This is a genomic window from Legionella sp. 27cVA30, assembly GCF_024160945.1.
GTDB classification, from domain to species: Bacteria; Pseudomonadota; Gammaproteobacteria; order Legionellales; family Legionellaceae; genus Legionella_A; species Legionella_A septentrionalis.
Window position 1 is genome coordinate 1,019,881 of sequence record NZ_JAMYXK010000002.1, and the last position, 23,473, is coordinate 1,043,353.

Genomic DNA, 23,473 nt, shown 5'->3' on the forward strand with positions numbered 1-23,473 from the left:
ATTATGAAACAAAAAATCGGTTGGTATGAGTGGTTTGCTGGGATGCTAAAGGAATTTTTAGCTGAAACAGCAAAAAAGCCTCAATATGAGATTGTTGATATTTTTGAGTGTAAAAAAACAGGCTTCACAAAAGCAGTAATTAAATTGTCTGAGAGACATACAAAAGAAAAAAATATCAGCGATATTATCATGGACAACGAGTTAATTGAGAATCTGGATACGAAAACCGTCCGTACTTTAACTTATATAGCTACTGTAGAGCGATTAAAACCTGATTACTCTATCGTGGTGCAACATATGACTCCTGAAGTAGATGAGTATTTGCTTGAAATAAGATCAAAATCTAAAGCAACTACTATAAAAAAATCTCCTTCCGAACTTTCAAAAGACAAAGAATTAATAGCAAAGTTTAAACCTGAAGATGCTAATAAAATTGGTTATATGGCTGGTGTTAGAGAAACCGTGAAAGAATATCAATTAGTTAATAAAGATAAATAGCAGTAGCAAGGAGATGTTTTGAAGAAGGAAATTTTTGACGCATTAACTCGCAAGAAGCAATATAAATACCCTTACTTGTTGCTTGGTCTTTATTTAACTTTTTTGCTATCCACGGTGTGTTTAGCAAGCAGAATAACGCAGATTGGAACAATGCTCGAGCCTGGAGGTATTTTTGTATTTCCTCTTACTTTCAGTATTTGTGATATTGTTGGTGAGGTATATGGATATGCATACCCCAGATTATTTATTTGGATTGGCGTTTTAGCTGAATTTTTATTTTCTTTAGTTGTGATTACTGTATCTCATCTACCCGCACCCGAGTTTTTCACACAAGCGTCAGCATATGAAATTGTTTTTGATCCTACGCTAAGGTATGTAGGTGTAATCCCCCCTTATAATTGTTCCAGTCAAAATTAGAGTTCTCTGGGTATTGATCCCTCCTCGATTAGCCGTACACCTTGTTTAAGAGATATAATCTCATCAACAAGGAGTAGCAATGGTCAGAAGTATCTACACAAAAGAGTTCAAAGTTAAAGCAATTGAATTTCTAGAGCAAAGTAATAAGCCATTAAGACAAGTAGCGAGAGAGCTAGGAGTGGCAGAAAATATGTATGCATTTAGAAACTTAACGGAGGTGAGAGAGATCACAGAAGCATGGATCAAAGAATATAACGAGGAACGACCGCATCAAGCTTTAAACAGCATGACGCCTGTTCAATACCGATTAAACAGAAACCCGGAAACCTCTAGTTTAGCTTGGCACTAAAAAAGGAGGGTTTACATAGGTTCGGGGCTTGTTGGCCTGCTTATTGGTGAGCTGACTAATGTTTATCTTTTATCAAAATGGAAGATTTTTCTAAAGGGTAAGTTTTTTATAATGAGAAGCCTGCTATCAACAGCTTTAGGACAAGCCTTACTTACAGTAGTTGTTGATATGCTTAATTATTTTGGCAAGCTAACAGAACATCATCTTGGGTGGATGATGGTTTGTGGTTATTTATGGAAAATGAGTTGTGCAGTCCTAATGGTTTTTCCTGCTTGGTTAGTCGTTAAATATCTAAAGAAGGTGGAACAAGTAGACCATTACGATATTCATACAAACTTTAATCCATTTATATTTGGATTACATGAGGAAATTCCTAATGACTACAAACTTAATATTGAATCCGTGCCTCAATAAGTGTCCCTAGAATTCGATCATGAGGTTTGTCTAATTTTGTTAGTTTGAGGCTTCCATCTTCTAAGCCTTGTCGCAGATAAAAGGTATTATTTTCGATAAATAATCTATTAAAAGCGATTATTCCCTCTTTTGATAAATGCGCGATTACGAAGTCCCTATCCTTAGGAGTTTTGCCAGAATCAAAGATTAAAAGACTATTTTGTTGAAAAAGAGGCTCCATTGATGTGTCAGGCATAATTAACGCGAAAGAGTTTTTGTCAATTTTCTTATCAATTAATATTTCTTGTGTGTCTTGAGTTTTGGTTGTTCCTGAAGGCCATTCTTTCAATGACTCCCATTGGATAACAGGTATAGTACTGATCTGCAGGTTCTCTTTAACAGCATCCGGAATCACAGCAGGCAAAGGTTCTTGACCAGTTAATTCATCGATGGAAACAGAAAAATAACGAGATAGCTCTTCTAATGCCTTTTTCCGTGGATTTTTAGTAGAACCAGTTAGAATGTGATGAATAGTTGGTTGAGGTATGCCAGTTAACCGAGCTAACTCACTAACAGAAATATTCCCATGTATTCTCATGAGTTGTTGCAAATTCTCGCTTAGCGTCATATCAGCCATTAATAATAATCCAATAAAATGAATAAATCTATTCAAAAATAGATTGACAAAGACATACTATGATATGTAAATTACCATTAATTGAATAAATTAATTCAATTAATCTGCTAAAATAATCTTAAATAGAATAATTATCGCCAATATATCATGTTGCTGATTAGTTCACCAAATAAAATTGCGAGATAATTTGACATTTAATGAATAAGTTAGCTACTGGATAAGATAGTCAAAGGAGTATTATTCATGGATAACAATTCCAAGGTACAAATTTATAAAGGAATTATTCAATATCTTTTGGAGTCAACTAACTACACCTTAAAAAATATTGCAGACCTTTCTAATTCCCCAATTAAAAATATTCGTGCAATCTATTGCGATAACTTCGTACCACTTAATTTTTCTTCCGAGCTGCAATTAGTACGGCTATATCAAATGATTCTTGAAATACACACTCAAGAAAAACAATTTAAAAAATACTTACCTCTTCCTAAAGGTTTTCGGCAAATTAGTGCATCAATGGAGTGATATATCGTGAAATGGGTAAAGCTAAAAAAATATTGCCAAGATACTGGAGATACTACAAACGCAGTGCATTGCAAACGTAAGCGAGGAATGTGGCTAGATGGCTTACATTGCAAATTGGGACCAGATGGTAATTTATGGATTAACTTGGTAGAGGTTGAAAAATGGGTGGAAAACGGGGATCAAGCGACGCTCCAAAAACTGCAAATGGGGTAGTTGTCAGAAAATGGCCATCAGGGAAAACAACCCTAAGAATCAGTTTTTATTATCGTGGAGTTCGTTGCTTTGAACCTATTAAAATTGAGGCTACAGCTGCAAATATAAAATATGCAGAACGTCTTCGTGGTGAAATTTTAAATGCTATTGAACGCGGAACTTTTTCTTATACTGATTATTTTCCTAACTCAAAGCGTGCCTATATCTTTGGGCATGTTAAATCTAAAATAACCATTGGTGAGTTGCTTCGAGAGTTTTTAGAAGAAGCAAAATCAACTAAAGAAGCGAGCACTTTCCGCGGTTATAAGCGTGTTTGTGATGGCCACCTATTCCCAATGTTTGATACAGTTGAAATTCAGGATTTACAGCCTGCCATACTCAGGAAATGGATTAGGAATCTTAATTGTACTACTAAAACTGTGGCGAACATTCTAATCCCACTGCGTGCTGTCATTGAACAAGCACTAGTGGATCAATACATCAAAGAGAATCCTCTTAATAGCATTATTGTTGATAAATTACTTAATAAAGAAACAAAAAAGAGCGACTATAAACCAGATCCATTTAGTGTGGATGAAATAAACGCCATATTAAATAATTCAGAGGGTCAGGTACGGTTATTGTTTCAATTTGCTTTTTTCACAGGCCTACGGGTATCAGAGCTAATCGGCCTGAGATGGGAAGACGTGGATTGGCAAAATCAAATAATTCATGTTGAAGAAACAATTGTTGCAAAAGAAGCAAAAGGGCCAAAAACGGAAGCAGGGGTTCGAGATGTGCTATTATTACCCCCAGCATTAGAAGCATTAGAACAACAAAAGCAATATACTTTTTCTTTAAAAGGAAGAGTATTTCATAATCCACAAACGAATAAACCTTGGGAAACGTCGCAGCAAATTCGCCGTACCCAATGGATGCATGTTTTAAAAAGAGCTGGCATTCGCTATCGTAACACCTACCAAACCCGCCATACATACGCATCTATGATGTTGTCTCAAGGGGAAAACATTATGTGGGTATCTAAGCAACTAGGTCATGTTGATGTTGAAATGGTCATTAAGACTTATGGTCGATGGATACCCGATAGTTCCTCGCAATCGGGATACCGCCCAGTTCACGATTGGAGTCGTCATTTAGGATGAATGTATTTTAAGCCTTTGTTTTAAAAGTGGGCTTGTAGAAGCAATTATAATTTAATTACTTTTTTTTCTTTACTGTTTCCACAATCGCTGTAGACTTTCGTCGTTCTGCTACTTTTACAGGTATAAATTGACCTGTTTTTGCATCACGACCTCTTTTATAAGATTTAGACATTAGTCTCTCCTTACAATAGAGATGCGTTCAAGCGCATTGCTCAACAATAGCCCAATTGCTACTGCCAGTAGTCATCAGAGAATTGAGCAAAAAGAACTACAAGCCCTAGTTAATTATAATATATGTTTATGAGGTTATTTTTAGATTTTGGTGCCGCTATGGTGCCGCTACTTGAAGATAAATAGATTTATTATATATAAATCAAGGAGTTAATTGGTGGAGGCGGCGGGAATCGAACCCGCGTCCGCAAATCCTCTGCCCTTAGGTCTACATGCTTAGCCCGGTCTTTTGGTTTTAACCGTGTCTCCTCCGACTGGCAGGATGATTCACGGCGAGTCCCTGGATTTCGCAACTTGATTCGGGACAAATCAAGCCACTAGCTTATCTTCTATGACCGTTGATTCGATACCGACAAGCAAGCTCGGTCAACGGGGCGCTGGTTTTATGGCAGCGCACGGTCGATGGTGACTCTATCGAGCTTACGCAGCGATAGCTTCTCCACCAGCAAAGTTTTCATCGTTTGCATTTATATTTAAGTGAGTCTGTTTTGCGAGAGATCTCATTCTCGGCATGCACTTCAGGTTTCGCAACCCGCGTCGAAGCCAGGTCGCCCCCATAAGATACTTCTTCATTATAGCATATCTGTAACACATTGCATGCTTTGTATCCCAATACATATACCTGTATTTTTGCTATCATGTTGCAAACAGTTCTGGGTGGCATAAAAACAAGATGGATAGTAAAAAGCCAGTCGATGCGGTGATCACCTGGGTGGACGGGTATGACGCGGCCCACCGGGAAAAGCTTGCGGCTTACTTGCAAAAACTTGGGATTACCCGCTCGGAAGCGGCAGCTCCTACGCGCTACAATCAACAGGGGGAAATTACTTTTTGCGTTTCTTCCATCCTAAAACATGCGCCTTTTATCCGCACGATTTATATTGTAACCGATGGGCAAAAGCCTGCCGTTTTTGACGCTTTGCAGGCTAGCCGCTATGCAGACAAAATTAACATCGTCGATCATCGGCACATTTTCCGCGGTTATGAAGCGTATTTGCCGACGTTTAACAGTTTAACCATTGCGACGATGTTATGGCGCATTGAAGGTTTGGCTGAGGAATTCATTTGTTTTTGCGACGATTTTTCCATCATCCGACCGGTTTGCTATGAAGACTTTTTCCGTGATGGAAAAATTGTTTTGCGGGGCGATTGGAAAACCCACCATGAGCAATATTGGCACCGGCAATGGCTGCGGCGGTTTGAAAAATACCTCCCATTTGCACTGGGCAAAAAAGAGCTTAGCGAACATCGTGAAGTGCAGGAAAATGCCGCGCGCCTGCTTGATTACAACAAGCGCCTCTTCTATGTACCACATGTGCCTTTTCCGTTGAAAAAAGACATGCTCGCGCATTATTTCGAGGAGCATCCCGAACAATTGCTCAAAAATATTTCGCATCCGTTGCGAAACCGCAGCCAGTTTGAAATCATTACGCTGGCGCACCATCTCGCTATTAGCGCGGGGCAAGCGGTTATCGATAACGCTTACCAGGAAGTGACCATTAACCCGGCGCACCATGCCTGGGGCAAGGTGCAGCAAAAGCTAAAATTTGCTGATGAACATGAGGAGGTTAAATTCTTTTGTTTGCAAAGCCTTGATGGCGCGCAGGATGGGCAGCGTAAGTATTTGCTGGACTGGCTTTACAAACACACGGCTTTACCTGACCTGTTTTTTAAAGAAGTTTAGCCAAATCTTGTTCAATTTTTTTGAACGAAGTAGTGGGTAGATACCGTTTCAATACATGTCCTTTGGTATCAACCAAAATTTTGGTGAAATTCCAAGGGATGAATTTCCATGGCTTTTTCTCGATGTGTTGTTTTAAATAGGCATACAATGGCGCTTGCTGTGCGCCTTTAACATCTATTTTTGCAAACAGCGGGAAGGTTACGCGATAACAGCTTTCGGCAAACGCTTTTATTTCTTCATTGCTGCCCGGTTCTTGCTGTAAAAACTGGTTGCTGGGAAAGCCGAGTATGACGAAGCCGCGATCTTTGTATTTTTGGTATAACGTTTCGAGCTCTGCATATTGCGGGGTAAAACCGCAGCGGCTGGCTACATTGACGATTAACAAAACTTTGCCGCGGTAGTCATCAAGCGTAGAAGTTTCGCCAGTCACGGTGGTGACAGGGATTTCATATAATCCTTCGGCCATGTTGTTCCTTTATAAGTCAGAAAGAGAGCAATGCAGCCCTAGTTAATGCCGTTATGCCTTAACAAGGCATCGATGGTTGCGGGGCGGCCGCGGAAGGCGAGGTATGCTTCCTCAGCCTTGCGGGAACCGCCTGCCTCTAATATATATTTTAAAAAATCCTCGCCGGTTTTTGCATTAAAAATGCCTTCTTCTTCAAAACGCGCGAATGCGTCGCTGGAGAGGACTTCTGCCCATTTATAACTGTAGTATCCTGCGGCATAGCCACCTGCGAAAATGTGGGTAAAGCTATGTTGGAAACGGTTATAAGGTACAACAGGCACGACTGTGTTTGCCTTGCGCACGTCAGCAAGGATAACGCCAATAAAATCTTTTTTATCGGCGTCATATTCCTGGTGGATGCGGAAATCAAACAGGGAAAACTCCAACTGGCGCAGCATGCCCATGGCAGACTGGAAATTTTTGACAGCCAGCAGTTTTGCAAAAAGTTCGGCGGGTAAGGGAACTCCGGAATCCACATGGGCGGTTAATAATGCAAGTGCTTCTTCTTCCCAGCACCAGTTTTCAAAAAACTGGCTTGGCAGTTCGACCGCATCCCACTCAACGCCGTTGATCCCGGCTGCACTCAAATAATCGACGCGGGTTAATACATGGTGCAGACAATGCCCCATTTCATGGAATAGCGTTAAAACTTCGTCATGGGATAAAGTGGCAGGTTTGTTGGCCACCGGTTTTGCAAAATTGCAGGTGAGGGTGGCTATTGGCAATTGCACTTCGCCATCAGCTTGTTTGCGGCGGGTTTGCAGGGAATCCATCCATGCACCGCCGCGTTTATTTTGTCTTGCAAACAAATCAGCATAAATGTAGCCACGCAATTGTTCGTCTTTATCGACCAGTGCAAAGCAGGTGACATCCGGATGCCAACTATCGGCATCATGAATTTCGCGAAGCTTCATCCCATACAATTTGTTAATGATGGCAAATAAACCATCCATAACTTTGGGCAAAGGGAAATACGCACGCAATTCTTCCTGTGAAATGGCATGCAGGCGCTGTTTTTTCTTTTCTGAAAGGAAAGCAATATCCCAGGGGGCGATTTCTGCGATTTGATATTCATCCCGTGCAAAAGCTTGCAAATCATTAAATTCCTGCAAAGCCTGTGCATGCGCACGCGTGCTTAAGCCCGTTAGAAAATGCACAACTTCCTGGCAGTTCCTGGCCATTTTGGTTGCCAGTGATAATTCGGCATAATGGGCAAAACCTAATAACTGCGCTTTTTCATGACGCAGGGCCAATATTTCATCCATGACATCCGTATTGTCAAATTTCCCCGCAGTCGGCCCTTTATCGGAGGCGCGAGTGACATAAGCGTCATACATTTCCCGGCGTAACTCCCTGTCTTCTGCATAAGTTACCACGGCCAGATAACAGGGAATTTCGAGGTTAAGCACCCAACCGGTTAAATTTTTTTCTTGAGCCAATTCGCTTGCATGGTGCAATGCATGTTCGGGCAAGCCTTCCAGGCGTCTGGCGTCGGTAATGTGCAACTGATAAGCTTGGCTTGCATCCAACACGTGGTTTTCGAATTGATTGGATAATTCCGCCAAGCGAGTCTGCATGGCTTCGAAACGCTGCTTTTTCTCAGCAGACAAAGCGACACCTGAGAGTTCAAAATCGCGCAGTGTATCCGCTATAATCTTGCGCTGGGTTTCATTTAATCCGGTCGCATCGATGCGTTTAATTGCTTCATACAAAGCATGATTATGCCCAAGTGCGGCCTCATAAGCGGTAAGCTTTGGCAGGCAAGCTTGATAACACTCGCGCAATTGGGTTGAATTAACGACTGCATGCAAGTGCGAAAGGGGCGCCCAAAAGCGCTCGAGGGCATCGTCCATGTCTTCGAGCGGCTGCATGAGGCGCTCCCAAGTATATTCTTTGTTCTCGAGCAAGTGGTCAATGCGCTTTAAGTTATTTTCTAAAAGCGTTTCCAAGCGTTGGGGAAAAGTTTGAATATCAAGATCGGAAAATTGAGGCAACGCAGCTGCAGACATGAAATTCCCCTAGGTAATCAGAAATTTCCTAGCATACCATTGAAGTCTGCAGCACTCTATGATTAGTTATTGAAAGTTTTTTGCTGTATTCGCAATTTCTTCATATTCGGCGATGTTCGTGGTACTTCGTGACTTACTGAACATCGAATGGGTAAGGATGCTTGTTTTTTCCTTTTCAGAATCCACCGGCAGCATGGCCAGGGTAACCCGGGTCACCGGGCGTTGCTGTTCTAAAAATTGCACTGCCGTAAAGCATGCGAATGTGGTTAAAACCGCAACGAGAGCCCCGATAAAGGGAATTATGGGATTCACTGCCAGTGTTGGCAGGGCAAGAGATAGGGCTACTACCAAGATGGCATTGTTTATGATGCCTAAAAGCAAGCGTTTTTTCTCATAATGGATGCGCTGTTCCAGATAGTTAAGATGGGTTTTAATTTCTTGTATTTTTTCATGCTCATTTGCATCCGTGCTTGTTAACATTTTTGCATAAGCCGTATGTATTTCCTGCATGCGGCCGACTTCCACGAAGTAACGGATGGTACAAAGAAGCACGTCAAAAGCTTGCATGGCTACGGAAAGATATATGCCGACGGGAGCGAGGACGCCGGTTAAGATAAAACAATTGATTAAGCCTGCAGTTAACCAGAAGGAATCGTTAAAAAGTTCAAACCAGCGCCGTTCAAGTTGTGTTACAAACCTCGTTTTAAAATCGACAGATGCTTCTTGTTCACTCATCCAGCTGCCAGGGATAATATGCTTGGCAAACATGAACAAATTGTTTGATAAACGCGGGACAAAGAAAAGCCAGGAAAAATAAGCAACGATAGGGGCTGCAATTTTGTCGATTTCACGGATAAATTTGCTGTAAGCAGATGTGGGTGAAATGACGGGCGCAAGCAGGAGAAGAAAGCGGCGTGTACGTAAAGTAAATAAGCGTGCCCAGTTACTCGTCATCGTTACATCACGGATGGTAGCGCTCACATCCCGGTCGATAGGCTGGGCAGACACTTCTGCCGCAAGAGTTTTCTTTCCGGTTTCGTCGCTTACCGGCACTGGAAGCTGTGGGGAGGGGGTGAAATCAAACCCTTCTCTTTTTAAGAATTCACGATAAACTTGCTGCTCGCCTTGAAGGCGAATAACTTCTCGCGGCATGTAAAGATAATTGCGATAAACTTCCTCAAGCACTTCTGCTATTGCCAAGGCTGCTGCCATCTGCAAAGCGAGCTTTTGCGCCGATTTATTCTGCTTTGCCAAGTGGTGGGCTATTTGCGTGCAAAGGATACTATAATCGAAATTTATTAGATTATGATTGCGGACGAGGGCTTTATAAAAATCAACTCTCTTTCCCTGTAATTGCTGCGCTAAATTCCATTTCTTTTCTTCATTGTAAGGAACTGGAATCTGCAATCGATCTAGAATTGCTGGCATACCACATTCGTTGATTTGTTAAAAAGCTCGATTATCTCAGAAAATGAACAAAAAGTAAAAAATTTTTCATATTTTAATTATGTTCACGGCTATAGTGTAATAGGGCTTATGGTAAGATGCACTAGGTTTAAATTGCTAAAGGCAATTGGCGTGTAGTGCATATTTAAAGAAAGAAAGTTATTGAGCAAGATAAAAAGTGTGCAACTAAGAATCTATTAAAGTATACATAAACTATGGTATGCTCTCTGACTAAAAGTATCCTAACAATAGCCCGCGGTCTTGTTTAATTTTGGTACTTTAAGCTGTTGGTTAACGTGTGATGATGGCATAATGCTAATGCTAATGCTAATGCTAATGCTAATGCTAATGCTAATGCTAATGCTAATGCTAATGCTAATGCTAATGCTAATGCTTTTGATTAAAGTTACTGTCAGTCAAAAAATATAATGGAAATATATGATTTTCTCAGCATTGCCTGCACTTTCCAGCACAGTAAGCATGCAGAGCTGGCGGCTAATTATTTTGTTGATTATTTAAATTATATTAATACTGATATATTGGAGTTTTGCTTTTTTTTAAAGCAAAACAACAAAAGCGAGCTAAATTATATTGGCAATTTTTTATCACAAATTTTCGAATATTATTCAGGCTTTGTAGAGCAATTATTGTCGGTAACCTATATAGACTCGCTCACAAGAGTAGGGGATGTACATAATCAAGGAAAAAGCACAACTTTGGTGATAAGTGGCAAAGAGAAATTTATACTAAAACCAGTTTCGACGGAAATGTTGTCAATCTTAAATGGAATTTACATATTTTTAAATAATTATGAAAATTTTTGTTTTGAAACTTTAGATATTACGATACTGAATAGTAATCTTTCTAAAATTGCCTATGTAGAAAATGCCAATTGCGAAAATAATCAGAAGTATGCATATCATTGGGGTGCACTGCTTTTCATTTTAACTTGCATAAGGGGAATAGATTTTCATTCCGAGAATATTTTATGTTCTTCATCTATCCCAGTTATTGTGGATTGCGAATCTCTCTTTTATCCTATTATTTTTAATATAAAACCTTACGATTATACCGCCACTTCATTACTTATAAATAACACAATTCATTTTGTCTCCTACAAAGAAGAGATCAAATCTGGAATAGAGGGAGCTTATCGGGCAGTTAATGAAGCACCGCTCTTTTTTATTGAACTCATAAAAAAGAACTATCAAAAAAGGAAACGTATGATCTTTAAGCCTACAAGGTATTATTTTACTCTCTTAAAAAACAGCACTCATCCTAAATTTTTATTAGACAAGGAAAAAAGAAAAACCTATCTTCATGAGAGTTTGACAGGCTCACACTTTATTTCTAAAACGATTATAGATTCAGAAGTTAATGAGCTAATGCAATTTGATATACCATATTTTTTTCATGAAAATAATTATTTATATAACTCAAAAGGGATTTTAATTGAGCAAAATATTATAAAAAATTCTGATGAAGTTATGTTGGAAGATGTTAAAAATCTTTTTAACTTCAAACATAATTTATTAACAAAATTGGGGTTATAGTGCCATTAAAACCAGATATTAAAATCTTATCGCCTTTGGTATCTATCTATACTCTTTGTCTTTTTTTGCCAACTATAGATGCAGTTTCTATTTGTACTCTTAAATGGGGAGACATTAATCTGCAATTTGCTTTGCCAGCTTTAATTTTCCCGTTAGTTTATCCTCTAGCAGATTGTCTTACTGAAGTTTATGGTAAAAAGGTTAGTTATTATGTCACGTGGTCTTGTTATTTTTTTATTGTGTTTTTTTCATTAATAAATAATGGGCTATTACTATTATGTGATAATGAAAAATATTATGCTTTTATAGTAAAACAATCTACATTATTAACTTTAATAGGCCCGATAGGCTTTTTCATCACATCTGCTCTTAATATCAAGTTCCTAAGTGAACTAAAGCTCAGATTAAGAGGTCGACATTTTTTAATTAGGAGTTTTATTTGTTCAGGTATTTCAGATCTAATTTTAAGCTTAATCGTTTTGCCAGTCGTGTTTTATGACTCCCAATCAACTTTTTTATTTAAATTATGGTTGGGTACTGTATTCATTAAAATCATCGTTACAATTCCTTATGTTTTCCTTGCAAAAATGTTAGTGATTTTTATGAGGAGAATCGAGGGGATTCAGCTTGAACTTTATAGCGCAAATTTTATGCAAAAAAATTGTGAAAATGGTTAATAGATGAATGAGATCATAGGGTTATCGGCATTTGAACTTGTTAAAAAAATAAAGTTAAAGGATCTTTCAGTACTGGAAATTACGGAAGCTTATATTAAACAAATTACTTTATTCAATCCAATAATCAATGCACTGAATCAATTTAAGCCAGAGGAGCTTATTTTACAAGCAAAACAAGCTGATAAGTTAACTTTCTCAAGTAAACCTTTACCACTTTTGCATGGTTTACCGCTAAGTATTAAAGATGCGTTTCATGTCAAAGGCTTTTTTCCAAGTAAAGGATGTCCCGGTTTATTTGGTCAACAATCTTCCTTTGATGCACGTGTTATTTCCAGACTACGAAAAGCCGGTGCAATTATTTTTGGATTGACCAATACTTCAGAGTTATTGCTTTCTTATGAATCAGATAACTTGCTTTATGGTAGAACCAATAATCCCTATGATTTAAAACGAACTGCTGGCGGAAGTAGTGGGGGCCAAGCAGCCTTAATTGCTTCAAGATGTATTCCGGCAGGATTAGGAAATGACGCAGGGGGCAGCATTCGACAGCCTGCACATTATTGTGGCATTTCTGCACATAAGCCTACACATGGGTTAGTACCCTTGACAGGTATTTTCCCGAATCACAATATTGGCTTGGGGGCTCAAATATTATCTATTGGCCCTATGGCGAGGGAAGTACAAGATTTAAGATTAATTTTATCGGTAATAGCTGGATCAGATGCACAAGATCCTAATGCTATCTCCGTTCCTTATTATAATAAATCACCAGAAATAAAAAAATTGAGAGTAGCTTTTTTTTTAGAAAACCCTATGGAGGAAAGTCCGTGCAACAATACAGTTAATGTCCTTAGCCACATGATAAAAAAACTTGAGCCTTGTGTGCATTCTATAACCAATATTTTTCCTCAGGAATTGAAAAAAGCTGCAAGACTTCATTTAGACACCTTTATGTATGGTGGAGATGGAGGCCTATCTATACAAAACGCACTGAAACGAATGGGACAAAAAGAAATAACTATCTTAACTAAAAAATTTTTAGAGTTAGCTAAAAACTCAAGATTTAGCGTGAGTGAATTTCGAGCCCGCCTTGTTGAATTAGACGATTTTCGAATTAAAATGAATATGTTTATGCAAGATTTCGATATTTTACTATCGCCGGTTACTGCTTCAGCAGCAAGACTCCATGGGGAGACTTTTAAATATCGGGAGGATATCGGTTATTTATTACCGTATAACTTAACTGGATGGCCAGTCACTGTGGTACCTTGCGGGCTGTCTGCAGATAACCTTCCAATAGGAATCCAAATTGCTGCCAAAAAATGGAAGGATGGTGTTTGTTTATCAGTGGCGCAAAAAATACAAGAATTAGCTCCCAGATTTTTACCAAAAAATTATTTTGATAGCCATTGACAATAGTTAATGTGAACAATATCTTAGTAAAAAATTTTAGGGATGATAAAATGAGCGACTTAATTTTTACGAATGAGGTGGAAATAGTTTTTGGAGTTCCTCCTGAGATTATTAAATTCGATGAAACCATGTATGAGATTGATTTATCTTATATTTACTCTTCTATTTAGTTTTGTATACCATGGTTTTTCTGCAAAAGTCCTTCAAAGTCTTTGTTGATTTCTATAGTTCTTTTCGTTTGGAAACGAATAGATTAACTAGCTTTCGTTATCGTATTTTTTCAACTATCGAAGAATACAAATCTACTGGGAAAGTTGTGCTTGCTCACACGGATAAACCAGGTGATTTTTTGCCACCGTTGTTTCCACAGCAAATCAAAGAAATGCCAGATATTTTGAGCAATCTTCATCCCATAGACGTAAACAGCATTAATGATTTGTACTATTTATCCAAGGATAAAATTTCTAAGATAATTATTTCCCGAAATAAAATTCATACGTGTAATTTTAATAACGAGTGGTTGCAATTTTCTTTAGACACATCGCTAACTAACGAAGTGTTGCACTCTAAGCGTATAGCCTATGCGATTTGCTATATGCAAGCTGAGGGAATCACACGAGAGCATTTTCCTAATAACGTAGAGAAATACAGAATTTTATCTGATCATATTACTTCTTTGAGCATTTTGAATATTGAGACTAATGAAACAATACTAAAAAGTGCCCAAGATATTTTATTTTCTAAGGAATATCTTTTTTTCTCAAAAGAAGATATCGCTAGGATAGCTTTCATTTGTGGCCAAATGGCTTCTTTATCGTTGAATCAAGCCATCATTTAACCTGGATATTTCTAGCTAAAATTGTTTGTGAATATTTTTGGATTTTGTCAGATTCCGTTTTCCCGTCGTTTGGAAATATATTTGGATAATTAGAGCGGTTCTCATTGTATGGTTAAATTGTTTAGTTAAAGGTATTTACTATGAAATAAAAAACAAAAATTGTGGAAACTGCAACCGATACAATAGCCGCGGAATCTTAGCCCTCATTTTAGTTAAGTGAATCCGTGAACCCATAGCTTGTACTTGCTTAGACACTTAAAGTTGCATAGTCTGCATAATGGTTCATAGAGTTACAATAATGTTTATCTTATGAACTGAGCACTTGCAGTGTAATCCCCCCTTATAATTGTTCCAGTCAAAATTAGAGTTCTCTGGGTATAATAACTACCGAGGAGAATTTGATGAAGAAATCGAGATATAACGAAAGCCAAATAATTACGATTCTAAAAACCGTAGAATCAGGACGACTGGTTAAAGATGTGTGTCGTGAATACGGTGTTTCTGATGCCACATATTACAACTGGAAAGCGAAGTATGGCGGAATGGAGGCTTCAGATATTAAGCGCATGAAGGACCTGGAAGAAGAGAATCGTCGCTTGAAACAGATGTATGCCAATCTTCGATTATATTGAGGTGTTTTACAATCGCAAACGCATCCATTCAACTTTAGGGTTTCAGACCCCTAGCAAATTTGGCATGGTTGCATAAAGTGGGTGTCCGGTTTTTCGAGGTAGGATCAAACATCCTCTTCAGCCTTAAGTCCTTTTAATGCTCCATTCTCCATTTGTTTTCGCCAATAGAATAATTGTGATGGTGGTATACCATGTTTTCTGGCTACATACGAGACTGTCATCCCAGGTTGATAAGTCTCTTGTACTATCTGTTGCTTCTCATATAAAACCCAGCGACGTCTTGAGCTACTTGAATGAATTACTTCTATTACTTCCGCTTCTTTAGATATAGTCATAATACTAGTCCTATTACTAGTCGTTAGTTAACAACTAGCTGGTCCGGTTTTAGTGGGGAGCATTCCACATAGTAAATCTATAAAAAATAAGAAAAATATTTCCGGCTCTACATTAACTAAATTGCAAAAGTGCTATGCCTAAAATACATTTACACAGAAGTGTAAGCTACACTAAATACATGAATATTAAAAAATAAAGTCTAAATGACAAAACAATTGGATTGGCTGAGGGGGGATATAGAACCGCATAAGGAGTTGTTAATTCAGCCCCCGGAAAATCAAATTTTGTACAAAGTTATTACTGTAGAAAATTTAGTTTCTTCCATTCTTGGCAAATATCTTTACTTTAATAGAGTTGATTCATATAAAGATTTTCCTGCTGCTGACCCTTATGATGGGAAACAGCTTCCCAATGATTATATAGGTAATAGGGCCAGTAAGTTTGTGTCAGAGCCTAACTATTCAGCAGCGGACTATTTTGAAACTTCAAGAGGCAGAACATATGCCTGTTGTTTCTCTACAGAGAACTCTGAATACATTTGGAGGAGATACGGGAGACACGGAAAGAAAGGAAAAGTTTGTTTAGTCTTAAATTTTGGTAAATTAAGGAAGTATCTAAATGAAATATTAACATCTCAACAAATCTATCTTAATTATGAGAATAAAAAATGTCTTCAATGTAATAGCTTTACATTGATGTAATTAATTACGTTGATGTAAATATTAGCATATATTTTGTAACAAACGCTCTTAATATTTGTATACAATTGCTCCCAAGAACAGGAAGTGGGATTGACCATAGCAGTCCAACCAGCATTGGCTCCCACCTTGTGACATGTAATTATGGCGGTAAATTACCGCCATAGTTCACATGAAGATCCTGAATTTGCTCATTACTTGTTACTATTGTCCTATCACAATAGCGCGAAGCATTAATAATATCATTAAGTAGCCTTCCTATGCGAAATACAAGTCCCATGCAATGGGACTTAACTAAATTTCATTCCCAGCAGTCTCCTCCATATAACAAGATAATTTCGGCCCTAGAAAACTAATAATGCCGCTTATATCAGTATTCCTGGCTGCTTTGATTTGTTTATGTACAGCCTGAATCTGTTCTTCAATATTAGAGGAAGTATCAAAGGAAAATCCTGCTGTTGGCATAAACAATACTTCATGATCGGTTGAAAGATACGCGTTAAGCCTTGCTGCAAGCTCTGCCAATCTTTTCGGTGCTAAATTATAATCCCAATCAATAATCGTGACATGTTTAGGGATATAGCTGCACATCAACACGATATTTTCCTCAAAAAGCCAAGGGATGGTGAATGTATAAAGTTTGCTATCCGGGAGAAGCTTAAAAATTATTTCTTTTTGAAATTGTAGATAGGAAGTAATAAAAAACCTGCGCAGTTCATTTTGTGAGGCAAACTCTATCGATTTTCCATGTAGCGTTAACAACGCATTGCCACAAAATCTGCATTGGCAACCGAATAAAGATTCAGGTGGATGAATAGCTACCCCTGAAAAAAATCTACCATACTTTTTAAGAATTTCCGAAATGATACCTACAGCATAACGCCGAGCTTTCGGCTTGTTATGGCATACGACCCCATAGCCCAGCTGCGCTTGCCCCATGACTTTTTTTATTTTTCCTTTCCTTAAATGTTCGGGAAATGAAATGAGCGCGCTTTCCAAGTTTTCATCAACGTAGTTAGTTACAATTTTTACATTTGGGTTTAATTCAGAAAATTTTCCGGCATGGCCAGTCGTGGTGATGACTGCAACCAATTGAATGTTTTTTGACCTGATATATGAAAATAATTTTGGGAAAAACTCATCTTTTACATTGGGATGTCCTGAATCACTTAACTCCGGGTATGCTTGAGATTTATAAGGAAGGGAATGGCCATTTAAATAAATCATGAGAAGGTTTATATTTTTGTCTGCCAAGTCATCAACGAATTGCTTCCATTGCTTAAAGTCCCAATTAGCTGTCCACTCAGGCTCCCTATTGCCTGCCAAGTTATGGTAATCACCATTTCCTGCAAAAATATAATACCCTGTGATCATCAGCGGCTCTTACAATTACTCAAACCTTTAAAAACCGGGATGATAACATCCGCAAGTGCGGCTTTAACAATCCAGATTCCTTATTTTTATAAATCCCTTTTTATCAAATAGATTGCATTGCATCCGCCAATAAATACCAACACCTTCACTGGCGGATAGCCTGCACGGGATAAACTTGCCGAATGCGTTCTTCTGAGCGACAATAGTGCCCCCGTTGCTAGCAAAAGAAAGCGTATGAGTTCACTCAAACAATTGGCCCTTGCCATTCGTTTCTTAAGCATAGATGCTGTGGAAGCTGCTCAATCCGGGCATCCTGGCATGCCGTTGGGCATGGCTGACATCGCCACTGTCTTGTGGAAAAAATTCCTGAAATTTAATCCGGAAAACCCGCACTGGTTTGACCGCGATCGGTTTGTCTTATCAAACGGGCACGGTTCGATGCTGCTTTATGCCCTTCTGCATTTGACCGGCTATAAATTAAGCATGGAAGAATTAAAACGCTTCCGCCAACTGCATTCGAAAACACCGGGGCATCCTGAATGCACTCATACGCCTGGGGTTGAAACCACGACCGGGCCATTGGGGCAAGGCCTTGCCAATGCCGTAGGCATGGCGGTTGCAGAAAAAATATTGGCAGCGCAATTTAATAAACAGGGTTTGCAGCTGGTCAACCATTATACTTATGCATTTGCAGGCGATGGCTGCATGATGGAAGGTATTTCCCATGAAGCATGCTCGCTGGCAGGAACATTAGGGCTTGGGAAACTGGTTGTCTTTTACGATGACAATCAAATTTCCATTGATGGCTGCGTGGATCGCTGGTTTACCGATGATACTGCCATGCGCTTCCGCGCTTATAACTGGCACGTGGTAGAAGCGGTAGACGGCCATGACCCAGTACAGATCGAACAAGCCATCGACGCCGCCAGGAAAGAAACAGCTAAGCCTTCATTAATCATTTGCAAAACCATTATCGGCCATGGTTCAGCGCTCGCTGGCAGTGAAAAATGCCATGGCGCGCCTTTAGGGGCTGGCGATATCAATGCCATGCGCCAGCAATTGCAATGGCCGCATACGCCATTCCATATCCCTGAGGAAATTTATAAAGCCTGGAACCATGTAGCAGAAGGCAAGCAGGCGGAGCAAACCTGGCTTGAGCTGTGCCAGACGTATCAGCAGCAGTTCCCTGCGGATTATTATGAATTTTTACGGCGCATCAATGGCGATCTGCCTGATAACTGGCCGCTTGCCGCGCAAGCATTCATCGAGCAATGTACCCATAATGAAAAAGCAGTGGCCACGCGCAAGGCTTCGCAGCAATGCATTGAAGAATTTGCTGCCTTGCTGCCGGAATTAGTGGGCGGCTCTGCCGATTTGACCAGTTCCAATAATACGGATTGGTCAGGCAGTAAAGCCATTACCCATGAAGATTTTAACGGCAATTACATTTATTATGGCGTCCGTGAGTTTGCCATGTCGGCCATCATGAATGGCCTCGCCCTGCATGGCGGTTTTATTCCCTATGGCGGCACCTTTTTAGTCTTTTCAGATTACGCACGCAATGCAGTGCGCCTGAGCGCCCTGATGAAGCAACGGGTCATTTACGTATACACCCATGATTCCATCGGCCTTGGAGAAGACGGGCCTACGCACCAGCCGGTTGAACATGCAGCCATGCTGCGCATGACGCCCAACATTAATGTATGGCGCCCTGCCGATTTGGTCGAAACCGCAGTCGCCTGGCAACAGGCTATTGAACGCCACCATGGCCCCACTTGCTTGCTGTTATCGCGGCAAAACTTGCCGGTACTTAAGCATGTCGGGGCGCTGGAAAATATACACAAAGGCGGGTATATCCTTAAAGAAAGTGGTAAAACCACGGATGCAATCCTCATCGCCACAGGCTCAGAAGTGCAATTGGCGCTTGCCACGGCCGAACTTGCCGCACAAGAAGGCTTGCAGGTAAGGGTTGTTTCCATGCCCTGTGCGGAACGCTTTTTGGAGCAGGACAAAGCGTATCAAGAGCATGTCCTGCCGCCTGCGGTACGCAAACGAGTGGCAATTGAAGCCGCCGCCACAGCTTACTGGTACCGCTTTACCGGGTTGGATGGCGCGGTGATTGGCCTTGATTCTTTTGGCACTTCGGCACCTGCCGCCGATGCCTATCGCGAATTGGGCATCACCGTTGAGAAAACCCTGGCTGCGCTGCGTGCCTTGTTTAAATAATGTTGCTTGCAGTTTTAATAAAGCCCGCAAGTATTAATTCGAGGGTATATCTGCAATACCCACCATTCGGAGAAGTATATGACCATACGAGTAGCAATTAACGGTTATGGCCGCATTGGCCGTTGCATTTTACGCTCAGTGTTTGAATACAACCGCCAGCACGAGATTGAAATCGTTGCCATTAACGATTTGTCCGGTATTGAAACCACTGCACACTTAACCCGCTACGATTCAACCCATGGCCGGTTTCAGAGCAAGGTGGTCTTGGAAGGCAATAAACTCATTGTGGATGGCCATGCCATTGCAGTGACTGCAGAACGCAACCCGGCGGAGCTGCCGTGGGGGGCGTTAAATGTTGATGTGGTACTCGAATGCACCGGCCGTTTTACCAGCCATGACGCAGCCATGCAACACATTGCCGCAGGTGCAAAAAAAGTATTGATTTCCGCACCAGGGAAAAATACTGATGCGACCATAGTGTATGGTGTGAACCACGAGAACTTGCGTGCATCCGATACGATTGTTTCCAATGCCTCTTGTACGACAAACTGCCTGGCGCCTGTGGTGAAACCTTTACACGAAGCCCTGGGCATTGAATATGGTTTGTTAAATACCGTGCATGCCTATACCAAGGATCAAATGTTGCTGGATGGCAGTCATTCCGACTTGCACCGTGCCCGCGCGGCCGCGCATTCGATCATTCCGACCAAGACCGGCGCCGCCAGTGCGGTGGGCCTGGTATTGCCGGAACTCGCCGGTAAACTGGACGGCTTTGCCATGCGCGTGCCGACTCTCAATGTTTCCGTGATTGATTTAACGTTTACCAGCAAAAAGCCTACCAGTGTGGATGAAGTCCATGACATCATGCAGGGCGCCAAAAGCGATATCCTGCACATCAATGATGAGCCGCTGGTGTCTTGTGATTTCAACCACCATCCTGCTTCTGCAATTTTTGACACCACGCAAACCAAAGTTTTGGGTAATTTGGTGAAAGTCGTTGCCTGGTATGACAATGAATGGGGATTTTCAAACCGCATGCTGGATACCGCTTATTACATGATGAACCTGTAAGGAAAAGCCATGAATTTGATTAAGATGAGCGAGCTTGATCTGCACGGGAAGCGGGTTTTAATTCGTGAAGATTTAAATGTGCCCATCAAGGACGGGATGATCACCAGTGATCAGCGCCTGCAAGCCGCGCTTCCTACTCTAACCGCCGCACTGCAGGCAGGGGCGGCCGTTATCGTGCTATCCCACCTCGGGCGCCCGGAGGAAGGGCGCGAGGAAAGCCGCTACTCATTGCAGCCTGTGGCAAAATATTTGGCGTCACACCTCGATTACCCGGTTAAATTTGTCAGCGATTATTTAAATGGCGTTGAGGCAAATCCCGGTGAATTGGTGATTTGTGAAAATGTACGTTTTAACCGCGGCGAGAAAAGTAACGATGACACCCTGGCTAAAAAACTGGCCAGCCTTTGCGACATCTTCGTCATGGATGCTTTTGGTACAGCGCATCGCGCCCATGCTTCCACCTACGGGGTAGCCAAATATGCGCCGGTTGCGGCGGCAGGCCCACTGTTATTGCGTGAGCTCGAAGCTTTGCAACACGTGTTGCATGAGCCTGAACGTCCTATTGTTGCAATCGTCGGCGGTGCGAAAGTTTCTTCCAAATTAACCCTGCTTAAAAAAATGGTGGAAATGGTGGACGTGCTTATCCCGGGCGGTGGCATTGCCAATACCTTTTTAAAGGCAAAAGGCCAGGAAATAGGCGTATCTCTTTATGAGCCTGATCTGTTGGACGAAGCCCGTTACATCCTCAAACTGGCTGAAGAAAATGGTTGCCAAATTCCCCTGCCATCGGATGTAGTCGTCGGCAAATCCTTTTCAGATGCATGCCCTGCTTTCACCAAATCGCTGCAAAATATTGCCAACGACGACATGATCATGGATATTGGCCCGGATACTATCGTCCGCTACACCGATGCGCTGGACGGCGCAAAAACAATTATCTGGAATGGCCCTCTTGGCGTCTTTGAATTTCCGCAATTTGCCTATGGCACGCGCGCGCTTGCCATTGCTATTGCAGATAGCGATGCGTTTAGCATTGCAGGCGGTGGCGATACGTTGGCGGCTATTGATCAATATGACCTGACGGAGCAAATATCTTATATTTCCACGGGCGGCGGCGCATTTCTGGAATTCCTGGAAGGGAAAACTCTGCCTGCTGTTGCCATCCTTAAGGAACGGGGACATGCCACGGCGGACTAAGATTGTCGCAACCATCGGCCCCGCAAGCCAGGAGCCAGCAACTTTGCGTGCCATGCTCTTGGCCGGCGTAGATGTGCTGCGCATCAATTTTTCCCATGCCACAAAAGAAGTCGTGCATATCATTAAGGAAACACGGGCCTTAGCTGCACAGTTGCAGCGCCCTCTTGCCATTATGGCGGATCTGCAGGGTCCCAAAATCCGCATCGGCCGCTTTATCAATAATTCAGTCACCTTGACCACGGGCCAAATGTTTACCCTACGCTGCCAGCCTGATGATAAACTGGGCGATGCCTGCGGTGTCAGCGTGGATTACCCGCAACTTTGCCACGAGCTACAGGCAGGTGATCGGCTGCTCCTCGATGATGGGTTAATCGAATTGTTAGTCACGGCTATCCACCCGCCAGTCATTGAATGTGAAGTAATTGAAGCCGGGATTTTAAGCAACAACAAAGGAATTAACCGTAAAGGTGGCGGGCTGGCTGCGCGGACGCTCACCGCAAAAGATAAAAAAGACATGGCCACAGCCATAAGCGCCGGGGTCGATTACATTACCCTGTCTTTTGTAAAAGATGCAAACGACATTATGGCTGCACGCAAGTTGCTGGCGGATTTGGGAGCCAACGATTTGCCTGTCATTGCCAAGATTGAACGCACGGAAGCATTGGCTAACCTGACTGACATCATCCTTGCTGCAGATGCAGTGATGGTAGCGCGTGGTGATCTTGGCGTGGAAATTGGCCCTGCTGAAGTTCCTGCGATTCAAAAGCAAATCATTGAGCAAACCAGACGTTTGAACCGGGTCGTCATCACCGCCACACAGATGATGGAATCAATGATAACTCATCCCCAGCCAACGCGTGCGGAAGTTTCGGATGTGGCCAACGCCATATTGGATGGAACCGATGCCGTCATGCTTTCCGCAGAAACTGCCAGCGGCCTTTTTCCGGTAAAAGTCATCCAAATGGTCGATAAAATCTGTTTAAGTGCCGAAAAACATGCCGCTTTTTTTTATCATAATGACGTAGAGCAGTGTTCCTACCAGCGCGCTGATCAAGCCATTGCCATGGCCGCCATGCAAGTGGCTAATCACTTCCCGATTAAAGCAATTTTGGCACTAACTGAATCAGGTGCCACGGCGATTTGGATGTCGCGGCTGCATAGCACCGTACCTATTTATGCCATCACCGCCAATGAAACCACGGTGCGCAGATTAAGCCTGGCAAATAATGTTTTCCCTGTATTTCTTGATTACCGCAGCTTGGCTGAGGAAGAAATCAATCGCGAAGCCATCCGTATCTTACTGGGAAAAGGGTTGATTGCAAAAAATACTTTTTTATTACTAACCCGCGGCAGCAAAATTGGCGAACCGGGTGGCACGAACAATATGGAAATTATTCGCGCCTGATTGA

General features: G+C 41.4%; 23 protein-coding genes, 1 other RNA gene and 1 pseudogene. 18 read left to right on the forward strand and 7 right to left on the reverse strand.

What is annotated here, in order from left to right; translation table 11 throughout:
- The first annotated feature begins 3 nt into the window (after positions 1–3).
- The 4 genes from NKV53_RS10200 (at position 4) to NKV53_RS10215 (ending at position 1,678) form a co-directional block, all read left to right on the forward strand.
- Positions 4–498, forward strand: a complete 495-nt coding sequence (locus NKV53_RS10200; protein WP_253351065.1) for a hypothetical protein — start codon at positions 4–6, stop codon at positions 496–498.
- 18 nt (positions 499–516) lie between these two features.
- Positions 517–915: a VUT family protein gene (locus NKV53_RS10205; RefSeq protein WP_253351067.1), complete on the forward strand. Its 399-nt coding sequence runs from the start codon at positions 517–519 to the stop codon at positions 913–915.
- A 79-nt stretch (positions 916–994) separates the two neighbouring features.
- Complete coding sequence (locus NKV53_RS12085) at positions 995–1,264, forward strand: integrase core domain-containing protein (protein WP_371923191.1); 270 nt, start codon at positions 995–997, stop codon at positions 1,262–1,264.
- Positions 1,265–1,279: 15 nt separating this feature from the next.
- Complete coding sequence (locus tag NKV53_RS10215; protein WP_371923215.1) at positions 1,280–1,678, forward strand: VUT family protein; 399 nt, start codon at positions 1,280–1,282, stop codon at positions 1,676–1,678.
- Here the strand turns inward: NKV53_RS10215 and NKV53_RS10220 are convergent.
- Positions 1,653–2,294, reverse strand: a complete 642-nt coding sequence (locus tag NKV53_RS10220; RefSeq protein ID WP_253351068.1) for a LexA family transcriptional regulator — start codon at positions 2,292–2,294, stop codon at positions 1,653–1,655. The genes NKV53_RS10215 and NKV53_RS10220 overlap by 26 nt on opposite strands.
- 243 nt (positions 2,295–2,537) lie before the next feature.
- On the opposite strand from NKV53_RS10220, the gene NKV53_RS10225 reads away from it, so the two are divergent.
- On the forward strand, positions 2,538–2,819 hold the full coding sequence (locus tag NKV53_RS10225; RefSeq protein ID WP_253351069.1) for a hypothetical protein: 282 nt from the start codon (positions 2,538–2,540) through the stop codon (positions 2,817–2,819).
- Between the two features lie 161 nt (positions 2,820–2,980).
- On the forward strand, positions 2,981–4,174 hold the full coding sequence (locus NKV53_RS10230) for a site-specific integrase (RefSeq protein ID WP_253351070.1): 1,194 nt from the start codon (positions 2,981–2,983) through the stop codon (positions 4,172–4,174).
- Between the two features lie 386 nt (positions 4,175–4,560).
- Here NKV53_RS10230 and ssrA read toward each other — a convergent pair.
- Positions 4,561–4,961: a transfer-messenger RNA gene (ssrA, locus tag NKV53_RS10235) on the reverse strand.
- Between the two features lie 117 nt (positions 4,962–5,078).
- Between ssrA and NKV53_RS10240 the strand changes: the two genes are divergently transcribed.
- Positions 5,079–6,089 carry a Stealth CR1 domain-containing protein gene (locus NKV53_RS10240; protein ID WP_126954444.1) on the forward strand — a complete coding sequence of 337 codons (1,011 nt, stop codon included), beginning with the start codon at positions 5,079–5,081 and terminating at the stop codon, positions 6,087–6,089.
- Here NKV53_RS10240 and NKV53_RS10245 read toward each other — a convergent pair.
- From NKV53_RS10245 to NKV53_RS10255, 3 genes are all read right to left on the reverse strand, one after another.
- A complete protein-coding gene (locus tag NKV53_RS10245; protein ID WP_126954443.1) occupies positions 6,076–6,555 on the reverse strand; it encodes a glutathione peroxidase in 480 nt (159 codons plus the stop codon). The two genes, NKV53_RS10240 and NKV53_RS10245, sit on opposite strands and share 14 nt — an antisense overlap.
- Positions 6,556–6,593: 38 nt before the next feature.
- Positions 6,594–8,603 carry a M3 family metallopeptidase gene (locus tag NKV53_RS10250; protein WP_127057579.1) on the reverse strand — a complete coding sequence of 670 codons (2,010 nt, stop codon included), beginning with the start codon at positions 8,601–8,603 and terminating at the stop codon, positions 6,594–6,596.
- 66 nt (positions 8,604–8,669) lie between these two features.
- Positions 8,670–10,031 (reverse strand): hypothetical protein, encoded by a 1,362-nt coding sequence (locus NKV53_RS10255; protein WP_126954441.1) that lies wholly within the window; start codon positions 10,029–10,031, stop codon positions 8,670–8,672.
- 446 nt (positions 10,032–10,477) lie between these two features.
- Here NKV53_RS10255 and NKV53_RS10260 point away from each other — a divergent pair, with 446 nt between their 5' ends.
- The 6 genes and pseudogenes from NKV53_RS10260 (at position 10,478) to NKV53_RS12090 (ending at position 15,238) form a co-directional block, all read left to right on the forward strand.
- Entirely contained in the window at positions 10,478–11,602 is a 1,125-nt protein-coding gene (locus NKV53_RS10260) for a DUF4135 domain-containing protein (protein WP_127033690.1), read from the forward strand.
- Positions 11,602–12,279, forward strand: a complete 678-nt coding sequence (locus tag NKV53_RS10265; RefSeq protein WP_158615202.1) for a VUT family protein — start codon at positions 11,602–11,604, stop codon at positions 12,277–12,279. Before NKV53_RS10260 ends, NKV53_RS10265 begins: the two co-directional genes overlap by 1 nt.
- A 3-nt stretch (positions 12,280–12,282) precedes the next feature.
- Positions 12,283–13,692, forward strand: a complete 1,410-nt coding sequence (locus tag NKV53_RS10270) for an amidase (protein WP_127033694.1) — start codon at positions 12,283–12,285, stop codon at positions 13,690–13,692.
- A 181-nt stretch (positions 13,693–13,873) separates the two neighbouring features.
- Positions 13,874–14,530, forward strand: coding sequence for a hypothetical protein (locus tag NKV53_RS10275; RefSeq protein WP_127057581.1), 657 nt, complete (start codon positions 13,874–13,876; stop codon positions 14,528–14,530).
- 401 nt (positions 14,531–14,931) lie between these two features.
- Positions 14,932–15,156: pseudogene (locus NKV53_RS10280) on the forward strand (transposase); the annotation flags it as partial.
- On the forward strand, positions 15,140–15,238 hold the full coding sequence (locus NKV53_RS12090) for an IS3 family transposase (protein ID WP_371923192.1): 99 nt from the start codon (positions 15,140–15,142) through the stop codon (positions 15,236–15,238). The pseudogene NKV53_RS10280 and the gene NKV53_RS12090, both read left to right, overlap by 17 nt.
- A 28-nt stretch (positions 15,239–15,266) precedes the next feature.
- Here the strand turns inward: NKV53_RS12090 and NKV53_RS10285 are convergent, their stop codons facing one another.
- On the reverse strand, positions 15,267–15,497 hold the full coding sequence (locus NKV53_RS10285) for a transposase (protein ID WP_371923193.1): 231 nt from the start codon (positions 15,495–15,497) through the stop codon (positions 15,267–15,269).
- A gap of 204 nt (positions 15,498–15,701) precedes the next feature.
- Between NKV53_RS10285 and NKV53_RS10290 the strand changes: the two genes are divergently transcribed.
- On the forward strand, positions 15,702–16,199 hold the full coding sequence (locus tag NKV53_RS10290) for a hypothetical protein (protein ID WP_253351071.1): 498 nt from the start codon (positions 15,702–15,704) through the stop codon (positions 16,197–16,199).
- A 291-nt stretch (positions 16,200–16,490) separates the two neighbouring features.
- Here the strand turns inward: NKV53_RS10290 and NKV53_RS10295 are convergent, their stop codons facing one another.
- Positions 16,491–17,570 (reverse strand): hypothetical protein, encoded by a 1,080-nt coding sequence (locus NKV53_RS10295; RefSeq protein WP_253351072.1) that lies wholly within the window; start codon positions 17,568–17,570, stop codon positions 16,491–16,493.
- A gap of 234 nt (positions 17,571–17,804) precedes the next feature.
- Between NKV53_RS10295 and tkt the strand changes: the two genes are divergently transcribed.
- The 4 genes from tkt (at position 17,805) to pyk (ending at position 23,469) form a co-directional block, all read left to right on the forward strand.
- Positions 17,805–19,796, forward strand: coding sequence for a transketolase (gene tkt, locus NKV53_RS10300; protein WP_127057322.1), 1,992 nt, complete (start codon positions 17,805–17,807; stop codon positions 19,794–19,796).
- A 78-nt stretch (positions 19,797–19,874) separates the two neighbouring features.
- Complete coding sequence (gap, locus tag NKV53_RS10305; protein WP_127057321.1) at positions 19,875–20,867, forward strand: type I glyceraldehyde-3-phosphate dehydrogenase; 993 nt, start codon at positions 19,875–19,877, stop codon at positions 20,865–20,867.
- 9 nt (positions 20,868–20,876) lie between these two features.
- Positions 20,877–22,064 (forward strand): phosphoglycerate kinase, encoded by a 1,188-nt coding sequence (locus NKV53_RS10310; protein ID WP_127032281.1) that lies wholly within the window; start codon positions 20,877–20,879, stop codon positions 22,062–22,064.
- The gene (gene pyk, locus NKV53_RS10315) at positions 22,048–23,469 is read left to right on the forward strand and encodes a pyruvate kinase (protein ID WP_127111458.1); all 1,422 of its coding nucleotides are present in this window, start codon (positions 22,048–22,050) and stop codon (positions 23,467–23,469) included. The genes NKV53_RS10310 and pyk overlap by 17 nt, the downstream gene beginning before the upstream one ends.
- Positions 23,470–23,473 lie beyond the last annotated feature (4 nt).

Coding starts and splice junctions, on each gene's coding strand:
- NKV53_RS10230 (WP_253351070.1), top strand. CDS start 2,981: ATGGGTGGAAAACGGGGATCAAGCGACGCTCCAAAAACTGCAAATGGG.
- NKV53_RS10260 (WP_127033690.1), top strand. CDS start 10,478: ATGGAAATATATGATTTTCTCAGCATTGCCTGCACTTTCCAGCACAGT.
- NKV53_RS10240 (WP_126954444.1), top strand. CDS start 5,079: ATGGATAGTAAAAAGCCAGTCGATGCGGTGATCACCTGGGTGGACGGG.
- NKV53_RS10255 (WP_126954441.1), bottom strand. CDS start 10,031: ATGCCAGCAATTCTAGATCGATTGCAGATTCCAGTTCCTTACAATGAA.
- NKV53_RS10270 (WP_127033694.1), top strand. CDS start 12,283: ATGAATGAGATCATAGGGTTATCGGCATTTGAACTTGTTAAAAAAATA.
- NKV53_RS12085 (WP_371923191.1), top strand. CDS start 995: ATGGTCAGAAGTATCTACACAAAAGAGTTCAAAGTTAAAGCAATTGAA.
- NKV53_RS10295 (WP_253351072.1), bottom strand. CDS start 17,570: ATGATCACAGGGTATTATATTTTTGCAGGAAATGGTGATTACCATAAC.
- NKV53_RS10225 (WP_253351069.1), top strand. CDS start 2,538: ATGGATAACAATTCCAAGGTACAAATTTATAAAGGAATTATTCAATAT.
- tkt (WP_127057322.1), top strand. CDS start 17,805: ATGAGTTCACTCAAACAATTGGCCCTTGCCATTCGTTTCTTAAGCATA.
- NKV53_RS10275 (WP_127057581.1), top strand. CDS start 13,874: ATGGTTTTTCTGCAAAAGTCCTTCAAAGTCTTTGTTGATTTCTATAGT.
- NKV53_RS10290 (WP_253351071.1), top strand. CDS start 15,702: ATGACAAAACAATTGGATTGGCTGAGGGGGGATATAGAACCGCATAAG.
- NKV53_RS10220 (WP_253351068.1), bottom strand. CDS start 2,294: ATGGCTGATATGACGCTAAGCGAGAATTTGCAACAACTCATGAGAATA.
- NKV53_RS10250 (WP_127057579.1), bottom strand. CDS start 8,603: ATGTCTGCAGCTGCGTTGCCTCAATTTTCCGATCTTGATATTCAAACT.
- NKV53_RS10310 (WP_127032281.1), top strand. CDS start 20,877: ATGAATTTGATTAAGATGAGCGAGCTTGATCTGCACGGGAAGCGGGTT.
- NKV53_RS10200 (WP_253351065.1), top strand. CDS start 4: ATGAAACAAAAAATCGGTTGGTATGAGTGGTTTGCTGGGATGCTAAAG.
- NKV53_RS10285 (WP_371923193.1), bottom strand. CDS start 15,497: ATGACTATATCTAAAGAAGCGGAAGTAATAGAAGTAATTCATTCAAGT.
- NKV53_RS12090 (WP_371923192.1), top strand. CDS start 15,140: ATGCCAATCTTCGATTATATTGAGGTGTTTTACAATCGCAAACGCATC.
- NKV53_RS10245 (WP_126954443.1), bottom strand. CDS start 6,555: ATGGCCGAAGGATTATATGAAATCCCTGTCACCACCGTGACTGGCGAA.
- gap (WP_127057321.1), top strand. CDS start 19,875: ATGACCATACGAGTAGCAATTAACGGTTATGGCCGCATTGGCCGTTGC.
- pyk (WP_127111458.1), top strand. CDS start 22,048: ATGCCACGGCGGACTAAGATTGTCGCAACCATCGGCCCCGCAAGCCAG.